The organism is Wolbachia endosymbiont (group B) of Villa cingulata (assembly GCF_964028285.1).
Taxonomy (GTDB): domain Bacteria; phylum Pseudomonadota; class Alphaproteobacteria; order Rickettsiales; family Anaplasmataceae; genus Wolbachia.
In genome coordinates, this window is the sequence record NZ_OZ034766.1 from 1,026,561 (window position 1) to 1,042,025 (window position 15,465).

Genomic DNA, 15,465 nt, shown 5'->3' on the forward strand with positions numbered 1-15,465 from the left:
GCAGACGTGCTACCAGGAAAATAGTCTCTATCAGAGTTAAGCTTTGCTGGCAAAATGAAAAGTAAGACCAGCTTCTATACCGTGTGTGTGAAACACTTGATTGCCTATACTGATACTTTCTTTGTGTAACTTCTGGTCCGATGGTTTTTGACCTTTCTTCAATTCTAATATCTTTTTTCCATCTGGGTTTGCCTGTTGCTTTTCTTTCATTTCTCCTAACACCTCTGCTTCAAAATCAACATTACTACCAAGAACACCAAAACCTCTATATCCGATGTGCATATTTACATCTTCGTTTATACGATAATCAAAGCCAGCTTTCAATTGACCTGCAGGTCTTATTGACGATTTTTCAAACATTGTCATTCTTGTTCCACCAACTCCAATACCAACGTAAGGAGAAAAAGAGAAACTATCACTTTTCCAATAATGATAAACATTTGCCATTACAGATGCGTTTTCTACTTGGTCATAATTAATTACAGTTTTATACATATAAGTTTTTTTATTAGCACTCTCACCAACGTCTTTTAGATACGAAACAGTTACTTGATTACTTGATAAACCAACATTATCTACTTTTACAGAAGAGTACATCCCTTCCAATTCAGCTCTATAGCTATTATTGCCTAGTTCTCCTGTGTAACCAAACGTTACATTTGCAGCAAAAGGTGGGTTATAATCTCCTTTATACTTACTTATTAACTGACCTTCTGTTCTCTGAGCGTCTATGTCATTTATAGATACACGGTTATCATCTGTAGCATCTTTGCCTCCAATTTTTGCTTTCAACTTACCCAAGTTCAAATATTGACCGTAATATCCACCACCAAAGTAAAATCCTTCTGTTTCACTTGCAAAAGATTGTTGTGACAACAATAAAGCAAGTGCCGTAACTGCTAATGTTTTTTTACTCATCATGACTATTCCTCTAGTTAAAATAGCTAATCTAGTACTAATTAATTAAAAATGATTTAATATGAAAAAACTAATTATTTTCTAAGCTAAAAAATAGGTAAAATTAACCTCTATCCTCGATTTTATTGCCGTCTAGTTTGTCCTCATCGTCAAATTCATCCTTACTGTCTTCATCATCAAACCCATCATCGTCTTCCTCATCATCAAACCCATCACCACCTTCAAATTTATCATCAATATCCTCGTCTTCAAATCCATCTTCAATCTCTGGCTCATCGTATACTGCATCTTCAGTTTTAGCTTCAACAGGATAATCAGCAGCTTCAATAGCATTACTCTCTTCTTCATTACTAATCTTATCTTTGTTAGCAGCAGAAAAGACCTTGTTTGGATCATATGGCTCTTGTGTAGGCACACGTGTTGGTTTAATCAGCCTCCTTGTGAATGTGCTATCACTATAGTACAAAATTTTCTTTGACTTAATTGGATAAGTCGATTCTATCAAAATTATTTGATCATCACGTGGCAGCATAATAATTTCTTGAGGTAAGAGCAATGCTCTCTGTGTTTCAGAGATATGCAATGATCTTGATGCAGGATTCAAGTCTAAAAATTTAGGTTTGTTTAATGATTCTTGTTGTACAGTTTTGTTTCCTATAAGCTGAGATATCAAATTAGCCGTTTCAATATTATTGGCTGCAAAAGTTATTCTATAGGTTGAGTTTGATAAAAAGGAGTTCATTCCTGCTTCTTCATATATTCCTTTAAGCTGTTCAGTATCTTGAACGATTAAAAATAACCTTACTCGATAGCCACGAAAATATGCGATGCCCGTTTGAAATTGCTCCATTTTTCCAAGTGTTGGAAACTCATCCATTAAAAATAATACGCCGTAAGGCTCGTCATCCGATGGCAATTTTCTACATAAAAACTCAGTTGCCTGTTGGTAAAAAACCTGCATTAAAGGCCTGAGCCTAGTTAAGTTATCAGGAGTTAAACCAACATAAACTGTAGTTTTCTTCTTTTTAAAATCCAAAATATTAAAATCACTTGATGCAGTTGCAGTATCGATCAATGGGTTTGCCCACAATTCAAGCGACGAGTTCATAGTTGACACAACACCTGATCTTTCTTTGTCAGCCTTTTGCAAAAAAGCTGCAATGTTCATATACGCTACCGGATGTATTATTTTACCCATTGTATCCAAAACTACAGCAAGATTGTAAACTACGTCATCGCTACGCATCGTACGCACAACCTCACCAAAAGATTTAACTTTCTCTGGTGCAGCAAGTAAATATAGTACCACCCCAACAAATAAGCTTCTTGCTTCGTTTTGCCAAAAATCTTGTTCAGGCATGATTAGGTTAGCTATTTTTTGCACATCGTCAACCATCTGTCCAGGTTTTTCACTAATCCATTCCAGTGGATTATAACAATGGCTTACCCCATCTGGCTGCGCTGGGTTCCATACATATACTTTTTGTCCTTGTCGCTCTCGCCAACCACTTGTTATTTCATAGTTTTCTAATTTTATATCATGCACAATTACCGAATCATTCCAAAATAACAAATTAGGAATTACAAAACCAACACCTTTACCAGAGCCTGTAGGTGCAAAGAGCAATGCATGCTGAAACCCATCAGCAATAAAATATCCTCTCTTATCTTTACCAAGCAATAGACCTTTTTTGCTTCTTAATCCCGCTTTTCGTATGTCTTTCTCTGATGCCCACTGTGAATCTCCATGAAGTGATTCTTTCTTTTTAAATGGCCGCCACTCAATTAGTCTTTCTCTCACATTCCACAAAATAATCATCAAAACAATTTGAGGCAGTACAGAAGATACAACTAATTTAATTTTGAGCTCAAAGCTATATAGCTCTGGATGATGCCAACAATATTGTATATGATCAAAAATTGTCGGCCAGAGAGCTTGAGGAAAAGGTGTCAAGCTAGGATTAATTGCTCTAAAATCTACACCATCTGGACCGTCAACAAACAGGTAGAATAATATACCAGACAAATAAAAGCAAAATTCAAGTATGCTAAAAGATACTACACCTCCTATGAGAATATTGCGTAGGTGATTTCCATTACTCATAAACTACTTTTTCTTAACTTACGTATAAATTTAAGCATTTTCATTTGAAGATCTAGTAAATAATATTTCAGAAATGCTTCTTTTTCCACCACTCGTCCTTTTGAGTTGAATAACAATGTCAATTACATTTCTAATGTATGGTATAATCTGGTCTGGGGGAATACCAAGATTTGCCTGCATCACCATCAATTTTATTTGCTCAAGAGCCATTGCCGGACTATCCGCATGAAGAGTTGATATTGACCCTGGGTGGCCAGTGTTTATTGCCCTGAGAAAACTAAAAGCTTCCGCTCCACGGAGCTCACCAACTATTATTCTGTCTGGTCTTAAACGTAAGCACGCTTCTATCAAATCTTGAGTGGTTACTTTTGCTCTGCCCTGCCCTCCTTTAGAAGCAATAAGATGTACTCTATTCGGATGATCATTCAAAACTATCTCTCTTGCATCTTCAACAGTAATAATTCTTTCTTCAGATGGAATAGCACGCAAAGTAGCATTAGTAAAAGTGGTTTTACCAGTGGAAGTTCCACCACTAATTATGATATTTTTCTTATTTATTACAGCATATTCTAAAAACTCTTTTATTTTTTTTTGTTTCAGTAGCAAATCTAGGTGACGATCTACTGGATTATCGGTCACTCCTATAACAGTTTCAGAAAAAGCCCCCATTTTTTCATAATCATCCAATGCCAATTGCATAGAAGAAGGTTTACGAATTGAAATGACTACTTTATCAGGCTCACATGCTGGAGGAAACACTATCTGTATACGATAACCATTTGGTAATGTAGCTGAAAGCAGCGGTGTCTCTTCGCTCAGTTTTTGTTCTGTAGCTTGAGCAATCAACCTGCTAAGAGATTTTAAATGATTAAGATCAAATATTTCTAACTTTTCGCATCTTATTTCACCGCGATTTTCAATCCATACTTCCTTCGGCTTATTTATTGATATCTCATTTACACCTTCTTCTTGAAATATACCTTGTAATGGCTCCAAGTATGTATCAAGTGCAGCATAGCTCATTTCAGTTATTTAATATTGACTGTGGAGGAAATACTATATCTTGGTTAACAAATACTTTCAATGCAGTTCCTTGATTAACATAAATAGTTGGTTTTTTATCTACACTCCTATCAACTATATCTCGCATGTCTTTGGAAAAATCATTGATTGACTTCCCTATTGCTTCATCATAAACAGATTTGCTTCTTTTCTGAGTTTGCCTCAACAGTTGACGTACATCGTCTAAAGTTATACCGATATTGTCACTAGTAATTGCATCAACTCCACTAGCTCCAGAACTTTTTATCACACTTACTATTTCTTCCTTTATTATTCTCAGCAAATCCTGATCACTTTTAGCATTTCGAATTTTTTCAATAGCCCTAATACCCAATTTCCATTTTTCGTCTCCTACCTTCCCAACTTCAGTTTTTATAGAATTCTCCAATCTCTCAACAATAGCCCCTTTGAGAGAAGAAATATCTATTTCAGTTGCAGTAATAGACTTCACTGCATCCATGGCAGTTAGCGCATCGATAAGATTAGAGGCTTTTTGTCCTACAACAGCTGAACCAATCGAAACACCAGCAAGTGCCACTGAAGAGAATAATGCACTTGCTATTTTATTATCAACTATTCCAGCTATCCCTGCCCTTCCAAGCTCATCGGTACCAGATGATGAAATAGCAACATCTATACCATGAGGAAGAATGATCCTATTCCAATTTATGTTCACGCGGGCTTTTGCAACATTTGAGTCGAATGAATAACCACCTATTAACCTTGAGCCTTTTGGTATTAAAATTGTATCACCAGTTTCTGCATAAACGTCTCTACTAACAACAGCACGGAGCATTCCTTGTAAGTCAGAACTTATTGCAGTTTCAAGAATAGCGTCAATAACTTTACCTTGAATAATCATTAAACCAAGCTTTCCTACTTTGGTAGCTTTGCTCGATTGTGCTGAGGTATTGGATAAAACAGCATCTGTAGCTTTACCTTCCCCACTACTACCTGAAATTGCTAACATTTGTGCACTACGTCTGTCTCTAGGATAACCGCCACCCCCTATTGTAGGAAATGAAGTAGGCAAATTGCTAATAACATTACCAGAAGGAAAATTTTGCTTTGGTAAAACAGGTATATTTGACAAGGGAATTTCTTTTAGTTGCTCTTCTTTTTTTGTCACTTCCTCTTTTTTGATTTGTTTTACTTCTGGTATGATTTGTGGAATAGGAAGAGGAGGTAAGGGTGGCAAGAGATCAGTTACTACTCTTTCGGAAACTATTGCATTATCTGGAACTTGTTCTAACTTTCCTTTCAATTCTTGAATGTTTTGCTTTGTTTCCTCTTTTTTAACAATCTCTGGACCCTCTTTATTAGAAGGACTAAAATAAAGATAGTACACTCCACCAACTAAGAGCGCTACCATAACTATCATCAATGCCTTATAACCTTGATTAGAGCCAACTGTTACTACCTTGCTTTCTATCTCTGATTCATCTTCTACACTATTATGCCTTTCTTTACTCATATTATATGTACCACAACTAAAGTGACCTATTTATAACTTCAACTTCACTACCTTCATAACGCATTAATAGCTTTTTATGTACTCCTTTTATTACAACATAATCATCAAATAACAGCCTTTTACAGGATTCGCCTTCTATAAAAATCTGAGGAATTTTATTACTATTTCTAAACTTTAAATAGGTTAAATAACCATCATCGAATAACTCAATTGGAACTATATCTACGTTACCACCTTCATCAATATATGTATAGTTGTACCTCGTATTATTTTCTTGTATTATTTTTTCTGGCTTTTCTGTAATGTATTGCATTTGAGTAGGTAAAGAAACCTCATCTAAATCAACATCAAATTCATCTTCTTCTTGAGGATAATAAAAACGTATTACGTAAGATATATCCTTTTCAACGGAATAGTCATGATCCACTTTTTTAGCATCAGTATCTGGGTATTTATCGTAATTTGGTCTTGAAATTAGATCAAAAATGTAATTTCTCTTTTTAGTTGTCGTAATAATCATGTTAGTGCGACTACTGACTTCAAATGGCATGACAAGCAGTTTATTATCATAAGGATTAATTTTCCAACTTGATGCATCACCAACAGCAATATTTTTGACTTTTTCCCCTTCTGCAAACTCAATATAAGAATAGTAACCTTGACTAAAAATTACTGTAAACACCTCATTAGGGCTATATACAAAAGTCTTTATTCTACTATCTACAGAAATAGGTTTATTATTAATAGATGCATTTAAGTTGCAACTTATTAGTAAAGCTAAAACTAACAATATCCTATACATATTCATCATCTACTCTATATGAAATAACTTGAAACCCTAACGGGTTAATATATCTTTGCTGATCATTCATTTCAAGCGATGCATATTTATACGACATCACAACTATCTTATTTTTCCTTGAGGAATTTCCATCTTTTCGTGTAAATTCTATAGAAAATCTCACTTGAAGAGCATCATTACCTAATTTTTGAATTGAACGAATTTTCAATTCACCTTTAGCATCTGAATATAAATTAAAAAGGTCATTCATATTCTGCGATTTTATATAATTGCTAAATTCACTATATACACTAGGCGAAGAAAACAACCTTACTTTTGTATAATAATTATAATTATAATTATACGGGTCAAAAACCTCCCTTGCTTTTATATACTCTGAAATAAAATAATCGTTCAGCGTTTCATTTGCAGAATATTGTTTTACTGTAACAGGATCAACCAATTGCACTATTCCTGACTTTTTGTCAATTTCTATAACGAATGGCTCAATAGTGCTACTTGTGCTAATTTTAAATATAGCTAATATGCTTATAGAAATTGCAACTAGTAATATTAATGTAAATAAAAGTAAAGTATTTCTCTGAGCAACAACTGTGCTATAGCGACTTGAATTCCAATTTATATCCTTATCCAATGACTCATTACTTTTTCCTTGTTTTAAAAATTTCAGCATCTCAATATTCTTAAAAATCTTAACTTATATTAATTAACATAGCAAGCTAACAAAGTAGTTATAACAAAAAAGCTAATAAACCCTTAATCCATGGCCTAACTTGCCAAATTTTGTTTCCATATATGAATCATTATATTCATTGCGTTCCATAATAAGTGGTATACACTTTGTAACTTCTATACCGTTATTTTTCAACTCTGATAACTTTCTACCATTGTTTGTAAGTAATTGTATTTTGTTAATGTTCAATTTCTTAAGTATTTTAGCTGCAACAGCAAAGCTCCTTTCATCATCTTCAAAACCCAATACTCTATTTGCATCAACAGTATCAAGATTATATTTTCTTTGCATACTGTATGCTCTTAACTTATTAGTTAAACCAATGCCTCTCCCATCTTGCATCAAGTATAATATAATGCCATTCCCAAAGTCGGTCATTATTTGAATCGCTTGATGTAACTGGCTTCTGCAATCACATGATAAGCTGTCTAATAAGTCTCCTGTATAGCATGAAGAATGAATTCTCACTAATGGCTCATTATCTTTATCTGGATTGCCAATGATAATTGCATAATGTTCTCTTCCGCCACTTTTGGTTCTATAAGATATGATATCTACTTCTTGAGTCTGTTTTAAAAATAATGATGTTTTGCACACTTCATACACACTATGATTTTGTTGAAAATCATTCACAAGTAACGTATTTAGTGCAATAATGTCATTTTCTTCACACCAATTTCGCATTTCATGTTTATTCTCAAAAGTCATATCAGCCACTAACGCGTATGGCAATAATTCTGAGAACTTAAGCAAGGCAACAGCATACGCATCTATTGTCTTTGAGCATTGCAACTCTTTTATCCAATCTTCCTTTGAACAGTTTATTAAATAGAGCAGTTCATCAAAATTGCTTATCAACAGACGTTTGCTACTATGTTCTTTACTCTGACATATGTATTTTACCTTACTTGCAGTCAAAGTAACATACACATTACCTGATATAAGCTTATATTGACTAAATAAATTTTTTTCTAAAGTTTCAGCAGCAGCAAGCAATAGATAGTTATTTTCATCATCATATATTAAAATTGGAAGACCACGCCTGACTTCACTGATGGCCCTTTCTACTTTATTTCTACTTTGATTTCCTATAAACATTTCACCTACACCAAACAACTTGGTGCGGTCGAGAAGACTTGAACTTCCAAGGCTTTGTGAGCCACAGCGACCTCAACGCTGCGTGTCTACCAATTCCACCACGACCGCACTTTATTCTAGTTTCTATATAATTACTTTAAATTACTTAATCATTTTAGGATTTTTCATCTAAAGTGTCAATCTGATACTAGGATAATTTAGGAAATGCCTGTATAATTTAACTATGAATTTTATGGTTACAAACTTTAATCATTTAAGATAATCTTACTACTAATTCTTAATTTAGGTCTTTATACAAATGAAAATAGCTAATATCTTCATTTTTTTAATTCTATCTCTTACAATTAGCTTTTACCCCACTCATGCACAAATATTGTACACATGGTCTCAAATCATTCCAGAAAATAAATTAAGCATACGTGCGATTATAGACAATAACATGTGTCCCATTGCTTACGTCGATAATAAGGCAGTAGAAATGCTAAGTCGCAGCTCAATTAACAATACCGAAACAGTTTGTGAACTGATAGTAGAAACAAATGCTCAAAACATTAGTATTGACAATATAAAAGTTCCCGTATTAGCGGAAAAGATCAGCAAAATTGCCTTCATTGGCGATACAGGATGTAGAATAAATATGTTATTTCAGCAAGAATGTAATTCTGTAGATAACTGGCCTTTGAAAAAAAATTTAGATTCAATCGCTTTTCATAAACCAGATTTAATTATCCATGTTGGTGATTATCATTATAGACAAACAAAATGTAGAAACACAAAAAAGTGCGGCGATATTTATGGATATAGCAAAGAAGCTTGGTACGCTGATTGGTTTGAGCCTGCAAAAGATATTTTAACACAATCTCCTTTTCTTTTTGTTCGTGGAAATCATGAGAGTTGTAATAGAGCTTATGAAGGATGGTTCAGATATTTAGATTCATACCCCTTTTTCCCTCAAAAATGTGAAGATCTTATTTCCAGTTGGTTCTTAGATGCTGGGCCGATGAAGTTTTTTATCTTCGACTCTTCATCCGGTGAGGAAATTTTTACAACCCAAAGCACAGTTGATGCTTTTGAGAGGCAGTTTGATAAATTGATACAAGATAAGCCCACGTGGTTTTTGACTCATAAACCACTTTGGAGATCTCCAAAAAAAGAATTTTTGACATTAAAAAGCCATGGTAATCTTACACAAATTGAAGCTTTTGGAGATAAATTTCCAAGCAATGTTACTACCATAGTTTCTGGCCACATTCATATAGCCCAGATTTTATTAATGGATAATGTTCCAGATCAGATTATAGTTGGAAACGGCGGTGCATTATTACACGCTCAAGATCAAGAACCTGTTTATCAAAACGTAGAATTTAACTATCCAAATAGTAGAGATTACTTAGCACACGAAGTTAGAAACTTTTTCGGCTTTGGCTTTGCAATATTAGGTTTAGACGATCACAAATTTACTTTCTATAACCAAGATAATAAGGAAATGTATTCTGCAAACCTAACGAAAGACTTTAAACTTAAAACAAATTAAAATTAGGACTATTTAAGGACGCAGAAAAAACGTGCTGAGCTTAAAAAACTCATAGCAACAAAAACCACTGAAATTCTTGTATATATCGACTAATCTGGAATTGATAACACAAAAGTCAGCGTATTAGTATGATTGCAGCTTTGAATAAGGGAAAAATTATGGTGCCCATGATTTTTGAAGGCTACTGCGATACAGACATTTTTTTGTAACTAGGCGAATGCAATCAGTTTTAGCTGCTTGAGAGGATATCAATTAATAAAGAAATGCATCTATAGTAATTAGAAGAAAGAATGAAAAAGTACAGAAGTAGAAATGTGAGTTGACAAAATAAGAGAAATATAATATATTGACGATAGTGAGACTATTTAAAATTAATTATGCCAGTAATAGTAAATACACCAGGTAACATACAAAGAACGTCAAAATTAAGAGATATTTTACTAGCCCCTGTGAGGTGGCTAGTCATTGGTTTAGCTGTAGTATTACTCATAGCATCTATTGTTCTTGTTCTAGCATTAATTCTAGTCGCTCAAGCATTGAGTAAGCTATATGTTCTTGCAGGAGGCAAATTACCAGAATGGTTAGATCAAAGAACTGAAGCATTTATGGAGGCAGCGCGTATCCCACAAACAACGCATGATACTAATGTAAATGATGCAATTAATATTAACGTTCAAAAGCTAAAAGAAAACTATGGCGAGCCTGATGTTGATGATAAGTTTATAGAGGAAATAGAAGGATTTATTGATCAGTTGGAGTGCATAGCAAATGGCACACAAAAAGCTGTAGATAAAGATCAACTCACAGCAGATGAGCAAAAACATGCACTTGAGTGCCTAAAGCGTATAAAAAATGACCCTGATTCACATAGTGGAAGTGGATTAAGATTGAAGCAAGTTTTAAGTTTGGTTTGGAAAGCTTGTAAGGATAAAAATAAAAAAAGTACTGATAATAATATAGATATTAATACCCGCATATCACAGAGAAAATATCAACTGGTTAAACATTTAGTAGAATCGCAAACAGAATACGGAGTACTTGTTGGCAGTGCATATTTTACTGGTACCTTTAACAGTATTGTCTCTTCCTTGTACACTTTTGAAGAGTTTTCCTTCTTGCAAAGAGCGGATAAGGCTACTGTAAAACAAGAATTCCAAAATGAGCTACAAAAAAAAGGTGAAGAATTATTTAATCAGCTTGCCAATGATGAAGAAAAAAAAGAAGTTGCAAAAGCTTTAAGTAATCCTTCTACAAATTTCTTTATTAGCTTTATAGAATCATTTAAAAATCACTCTGCACGTGCAGTTTTAGGTGATAAAAAATGTGATGAACTAATAAAAGAAAATTTTGCTAATCTTCAATACAAAGAATCAATATCTAGCTTTATCTAAAGTAATCACTTAACTAACGGCAAAGTGATACCATGTTGATTCATATATTTTCCTTTCATATCATCATATGACTTCTCACACTCACTTTCGCCGCTTAAAAACACAAATTGGCATGCTCCTTCATTAGCGTAAATTTTTGCAGGAAGTGGAGTAGTGTTAGAGAATTCAAGTGTGACGTGACCTTCCCATCCAGGCTCTAAAGGTGTGACGTTTACTATAATACCACATCTTGCATAAGTTGATTTACCAACACAAATTACCAGTACATTCCTTGGTATACGAAAATATTCCACCGTGCTGGCAAGTACAAAACTATTTGGTGGGATTATACATACATCTGTTTCCTTATCTATGAAACTATTCTCAGAAAAATTCTTGGGGTCTACAATAGCTGAATTAACATTAGTAAAAATCTTAAACTTATTACTAACTCTTGCATCATAGCCATAAGATGATAATCCGAAAGATACAACACCCTTACTGCTTTTATGATTCACAAAAGGCTCTATCATTCTAGAGTTTTCAGCCTTTTCCCTTATCCATTTATCTGGCATAACTGCCATAATTGTCCTTTAAAGTTTTGTAATACTTATAATAATATGTAATAGAATTTAAATGTAAACCTGAATTAGCGTTACACTCTGGAATGGCAAAGTTTCCAGTATAAACTACCTATACAAAAATAAATTGGCAATATTTCAAGCCTGCCAAGCAGCATCAAAAACGATAGAAATAGCTTTACTCCACCACTAAAGGAGGAATAATTACCTGAAGGACCTATTAGGTTACTAAACCCTGGGCCAGAATTTGTAAGCATTGCAGAAACAGAGCTGATGCTAATTATAAAGTCCGCATTGCTCAAGTAAGACATCACTATTGATGATATAGTGAACGTTAACATGTAAATCGCAAAAAACGTAAAGACGGATTGAACTTCATCATTTTCCAGTATTTTACCATTGAGTTTTACTCTATCGCTTTCACTTGGATTTAATAAAGAGCTAAAGTAATTCCTTATAGACTTTAGAAAAATGACTAAACGGAAGATTTTGATTCCACCACTAGCAGAACCACCACATCCACCAATAAAGGCTAAAAAGAAAGCTAAGACTGAAATAAAGCTCCAATTCAAGTAGTTGCACATTACATAGCCAGTTGATGTGATAAAGGAGGTAATGGTGAATGTGCTGTACCTAAATGATAAAAATACTCCTAAGTCAAAATTTTTATATAACCAAAAACAAGCAAGCAAAGATGAGATAACAACTATCTTAATAAAGTAAGAGACCTGTTCATCATAACAAACGTCTAATCGTCTTATAATTTTTAAATAGCTCAGAAAAGGTAAAGAGCCTAAAATCATAAAGATAATTGTTATGACCTCCAATATAGGGTTATTGTAGTAGCCTATAGAATCGTTATAGTTAGCAAATCCACCAGTTGATACAGCGGACATTCCGTGACATACTGCGTCGAATAATGGCATGCCAGCTAGATAGTAGGAAAATATGCACAATAAAATTAGGCAGTAATATATTTCTGCAATATGTATTACTACGCTTCGCGTATGTGGTAACTTTCTTTTAAGAGCATCTGAGTACTCAGAATAGAGTAAATTATTTAAGCTCAAAACCTTAAATATGGGAAAAATTGCAATTCCTACTGTAATTACTCCAAAACCACCTATACCGTGCAGCATTGCTCTCCACAGTAGTATCCCCGGAGATTGTTGCTCGATGTAACTTAGAACAGTTGCTCCTGTGGTTGTAATCCCAGATACTGCTTCAAACAGTGCATCAATGTAGCTTAAACTATCAAGATAAAATGGAATAGCTGCAAATAGAGATAATGCAATCCAGGTACAACTGGTAATCGCAAAAATTGCCGGCATTCCATGTAACCTACTTAGTTTACCCAGTAGAATAAAAATCGCACTAAATATGCAGGTAACTATAAATCCAACCAGAAAATTTTTCCATTCGTAACCTAGATAATTATTAGTAATAGCAGGAATAAGCATTGCTACGCCAAACAACAATAGAAAAATTCCCACAATAAACGCAATTGAACGTAAAACTTGCAGACTTTCCATAGACAGTACTTTGAAAGCTATATGTTATTAAAACTTCAACCGCTTTGCTAATTTTTTCTCTTGACTTGAGTATAAATACGTATAATTATAGCGCTAAATTTGTCATAAGAGGTAGAGGTAAGGTATGTTATTAACTGAAAGACAAAAAAACATTCGAGATTCATTAATTAGTGAAGCTATACAAGGCAACTTTGAGAATATAAAAAATAATTACGATAGCGATATACAAGAAGTTTTGAAAAGCGAATTACCTAGTAATATACAAAAAGAGTTTAAAGACGATCTACCTAATCCTTGTACCATTTCACAGTTGATTATATTCAAAAAAAATCAAAAGGAAATTAATCAATGTATACAGAAAATGGAGCAAAAAATTGAGAGTATTTCGTATGATATAGCTATGCAAGAAGAGGAAGAAAATGATGATTCGCATATGCAAAAAGTGAAAAACTTAAAGAGAACAAGTGATCTTCACCACAAATTACGTCAAGCAATAGATTATTTAGATGTTAAAAAAGTTAAAGCAGTATTAGAAGATTGTGATACAAATTTAGCAATGATTTTAAATAGACCTATACATTCACAGAGCAAAACTACCCTTTTACTTTATCCTCTGCAAGTTGGTCTTAATAAACGATATATAGGTGATGGTAAAAGATTGAAACAAGAAGATCTGAGAAATATAAAAGAAATTACTAAACTTCTTTGGGATAAAGCTTCTCCTGATATTCGCAATTTCTGGTTTAAATTCCATCAAGATCAACAAGAAGAAAGTACAAAAGACACAAAAGCAACCTTTGAAGCTCATTTGAAAAAAGCTCCTCCTGATATTCGTGACTTGTGGCTTAAATATCAAAGAGTGCCTGAAAATCAAGATGCAGCTGTAATAAAACTTCTTAAAGGTGAGCAACAACGACATGCCAAGATAGGTAGTGAAAAGTGGCTTGAAGATTTCATTCAAGAAGTTAAAGATTACACAGAACAAAAAAGCACAGAAGAAAACCTTGAAATAGCTACAGAGAAACCTACAACAAAATCTGTTCTACAAGACGCACAACTTTCTCAAATAAATAGAACTTGTTGTATTTTGTAGTAAATAAGTTCTTAGGAAATCTAAGTATGATAACAATAAAAACAAGAAATTTAAACGTTCTATTTTTAACCTAGTATCCAGAATAAAAAAATATCAAAGTCATCATATTATATCACGAACCTTTTCCAAGACTTTTTTCATATTTTCGCTTGAAAGTGGAATTAAGCCAAGCCTAGATAAATATCCACCTTCAGTACTAATAGAGTCTACAACTTCTCTAATGAATTCCCTTAATCCATCAACAGTATCTAAGTGTTCTTTCTTTATATAAAGATATAAAGGCCTTGCTAACATATACTCCCCCGATGATATATTTTTATAAGTTGGCTCAATTCCTGCGATTGTGCTTCCTTGAATCTCATCTTGGTTTTTCGCTAAAAAGCTGAAGCTAAATATTCCTAAAGCATTTTTATTGCTCTTCAATTTTTGTATTATTATGTTTTCATTAATTCCAACTTCTATATATCTTCCATCATCTCTGATATTACTACATGCTTTCTTTCTTTTTTCTTGGTCTTGATAATTCTCTTTGAAAATCCTTGAGTTCATACATGAATATTGATCAAGCATAATAAAATTAATCAAAGTTTCATGTGTACCTGTATTTTGATGTGGGCCATAGATTTTAATTTCTGTTTTTGGTAGAGCTTGATTTACATCAGACCAAAATTTCTTGTTATTCTTTACTAATCTATCATTGTCTTCAGAATATGAAGATAAAGTTTCAAACAGGTCATTTTTTGTAAAATCAAATCTATGGCTTTGATTTGAATTTGCAATAACAATTCCATCATAGCCAATTATGATCTCTATTACTTCATTCACTTTATTTCTTTTACATAATTCTCTCTCTACTTCCTTCATAGGGCGAGATGAAGTAGTGATATCTGGTGTGCCTTCCCCTATTCCTGAACAAAACATTTTGAACCCTGATCCACTTCCTATCGATTCTACAACTGGAGTTTTAAAGGAAAATATACGGCTGAATTCTTCAGATATAAATGAGATAAAAGGAAAAACAGTTGAAGATCCAACAATTCTGATATATCTTCTGGCATCAACATTTGACAGTGGGATGAGTAATACAAATGCAAAGATAAGGAAAAGGCGTTTCAGCATCGTTTTCGCTCAAGAGTGTAAACTTAATTATCGTAATAAAAAATC

At 33.5% G+C, this 15,465-nt stretch carries 13 protein-coding genes and 1 tRNA gene; 3 read left to right on the top strand and 11 right to left on the bottom strand.

Translation table 11 applies throughout. The annotated features are described in order from the left end of the window. Positions 1-36 precede the first annotated feature (36 nt). The 8 genes from ABWU52_RS05245 to ABWU52_RS05280 all read right to left on the bottom strand — a co-directional run bounded on the left by ABWU52_RS05245 (position 37) and on the right by ABWU52_RS05280 (position 8,299). On the bottom strand, positions 37-921 hold the full coding sequence (locus ABWU52_RS05245; protein WP_353276477.1) for a P44/Msp2 family outer membrane protein: 885 nt from the start codon (positions 919-921) through the stop codon (positions 37-39). Between the two features lie 100 nt (positions 922-1,021). After that, complete coding sequence (locus ABWU52_RS05250; RefSeq protein ID WP_353276478.1) at positions 1,022-3,022, bottom strand: type IV secretory system conjugative DNA transfer family protein; 2,001 nt, start codon at positions 3,020-3,022, stop codon at positions 1,022-1,024. A gap of 30 nt (positions 3,023-3,052) precedes the next feature. Continuing rightward, a complete protein-coding gene (gene virB11, locus ABWU52_RS05255) occupies positions 3,053-4,045 on the bottom strand; it encodes a P-type DNA transfer ATPase VirB11 (RefSeq protein ID WP_353276479.1) in 993 nt (330 codons plus the stop codon). Between the two features lies 1 nt (position 4,046). Beyond that, positions 4,047-5,558, bottom strand: coding sequence for a TrbI/VirB10 family protein (locus tag ABWU52_RS05260; protein WP_353276480.1), 1,512 nt, complete (start codon positions 5,556-5,558; stop codon positions 4,047-4,049). Between the two features lie 16 nt (positions 5,559-5,574). Further along, positions 5,575-6,366 carry a P-type conjugative transfer protein VirB9 gene (virB9, locus tag ABWU52_RS05265; protein ID WP_353277741.1) on the bottom strand — a complete coding sequence of 264 codons (792 nt, stop codon included), beginning with the start codon at positions 6,364-6,366 and terminating at the stop codon, positions 5,575-5,577. Beyond that, positions 6,353-7,033 (bottom strand): virB8 family protein, encoded by a 681-nt coding sequence (locus ABWU52_RS05270; protein WP_353276481.1) that lies wholly within the window; start codon positions 7,031-7,033, stop codon positions 6,353-6,355. Before ABWU52_RS05270 ends, virB9 begins: the two co-directional genes overlap by 14 nt. Before the next feature lie 72 nt (positions 7,034-7,105). After that, complete coding sequence (locus tag ABWU52_RS05275; protein ID WP_353276482.1) at positions 7,106-8,191, bottom strand: GTP cyclohydrolase II; 1,086 nt, start codon at positions 8,189-8,191, stop codon at positions 7,106-7,108. A gap of 20 nt (positions 8,192-8,211) precedes the next feature. Further along, positions 8,212-8,299, bottom strand: a tRNA-Leu gene (locus ABWU52_RS05280). 190 nt (positions 8,300-8,489) lie between these two features. On the opposite strand from ABWU52_RS05280, the gene ABWU52_RS05285 reads away from it, so the two are divergent. After that, on the top strand, positions 8,490-9,725 hold the full coding sequence (locus tag ABWU52_RS05285; RefSeq protein WP_353276483.1) for a metallophosphoesterase family protein: 1,236 nt from the start codon (positions 8,490-8,492) through the stop codon (positions 9,723-9,725). A gap of 377 nt (positions 9,726-10,102) precedes the next feature. Beyond that, positions 10,103-11,116 carry a hypothetical protein gene (locus ABWU52_RS05295; protein ID WP_353276484.1) on the top strand — a complete coding sequence of 338 codons (1,014 nt, stop codon included), beginning with the start codon at positions 10,103-10,105 and terminating at the stop codon, positions 11,114-11,116. Positions 11,117-11,121: 5 nt separating this feature from the next. Here the strand turns inward: ABWU52_RS05295 and dcd are convergent, their stop codons facing one another. Continuing rightward, the gene (gene dcd, locus ABWU52_RS05300) at positions 11,122-11,679 is read right to left on the bottom strand and encodes a dCTP deaminase (protein ID WP_006012513.1); all 558 of its coding nucleotides are present in this window, start codon (positions 11,677-11,679) and stop codon (positions 11,122-11,124) included. Positions 11,680-11,750: 71 nt separating this feature from the next. After that, a complete protein-coding gene (locus ABWU52_RS05305; protein WP_353276485.1) occupies positions 11,751-13,208 on the bottom strand; it encodes a TrkH family potassium uptake protein in 1,458 nt (485 codons plus the stop codon). 124 nt (positions 13,209-13,332) lie between these two features. Between ABWU52_RS05305 and ABWU52_RS05310 the strand changes: the two genes are divergently transcribed. Continuing rightward, positions 13,333-14,301 carry a hypothetical protein gene (locus ABWU52_RS05310; RefSeq protein WP_353276486.1) on the top strand — a complete coding sequence of 323 codons (969 nt, stop codon included), beginning with the start codon at positions 13,333-13,335 and terminating at the stop codon, positions 14,299-14,301. Between the two features lie 102 nt (positions 14,302-14,403). On the opposite strand, the gene ABWU52_RS05315 is transcribed toward ABWU52_RS05310, so the two are convergent. Then, complete coding sequence (locus ABWU52_RS05315) at positions 14,404-15,420, bottom strand: substrate-binding domain-containing protein (protein ID WP_135352867.1); 1,017 nt, start codon at positions 15,418-15,420, stop codon at positions 14,404-14,406. Between the last annotated feature and the right edge of the window lie 45 nt (positions 15,421-15,465).

Excerpts from the sequence above, each read along its gene's own strand:
- ABWU52_RS05245 (WP_353276477.1), bottom strand. The coding sequence starts at position 921 with ATGATGAGTAAAAAAACATTAGCAGTTACGGCACTTGCTTTATTGTTG.
- ABWU52_RS05250 (WP_353276478.1), bottom strand. The coding sequence starts at position 3,022 with ATGAGTAATGGAAATCACCTACGCAATATTCTCATAGGAGGTGTAGTA.
- virB11 (WP_353276479.1), bottom strand. The coding sequence starts at position 4,045 with ATGAGCTATGCTGCACTTGATACATACTTGGAGCCATTACAAGGTATA.
- ABWU52_RS05260 (WP_353276480.1), bottom strand. The coding sequence starts at position 5,558 with ATGAGTAAAGAAAGGCATAATAGTGTAGAAGATGAATCAGAGATAGAA.
- virB9 (WP_353277741.1), bottom strand. The coding sequence starts at position 6,366 with ATGAATATGTATAGGATATTGTTAGTTTTAGCTTTACTAATAAGTTGC.
- ABWU52_RS05270 (WP_353276481.1), bottom strand. The coding sequence starts at position 7,033 with ATGCTGAAATTTTTAAAACAAGGAAAAAGTAATGAGTCATTGGATAAG.
- ABWU52_RS05275 (WP_353276482.1), bottom strand. The coding sequence starts at position 8,191 with ATGTTTATAGGAAATCAAAGTAGAAATAAAGTAGAAAGGGCCATCAGT.
- ABWU52_RS05285 (WP_353276483.1), top strand. The coding sequence starts at position 8,490 with ATGAAAATAGCTAATATCTTCATTTTTTTAATTCTATCTCTTACAATT.
- ABWU52_RS05295 (WP_353276484.1), top strand. The coding sequence starts at position 10,103 with ATGCCAGTAATAGTAAATACACCAGGTAACATACAAAGAACGTCAAAA.
- dcd (WP_006012513.1), bottom strand. The coding sequence starts at position 11,679 with ATGGCAGTTATGCCAGATAAATGGATAAGGGAAAAGGCTGAAAACTCT.
- ABWU52_RS05305 (WP_353276485.1), bottom strand. The coding sequence starts at position 13,208 with ATGGAAAGTCTGCAAGTTTTACGTTCAATTGCGTTTATTGTGGGAATT.
- ABWU52_RS05310 (WP_353276486.1), top strand. The coding sequence starts at position 13,333 with ATGTTATTAACTGAAAGACAAAAAAACATTCGAGATTCATTAATTAGT.
- ABWU52_RS05315 (WP_135352867.1), bottom strand. The coding sequence starts at position 15,420 with ATGCTGAAACGCCTTTTCCTTATCTTTGCATTTGTATTACTCATCCCA.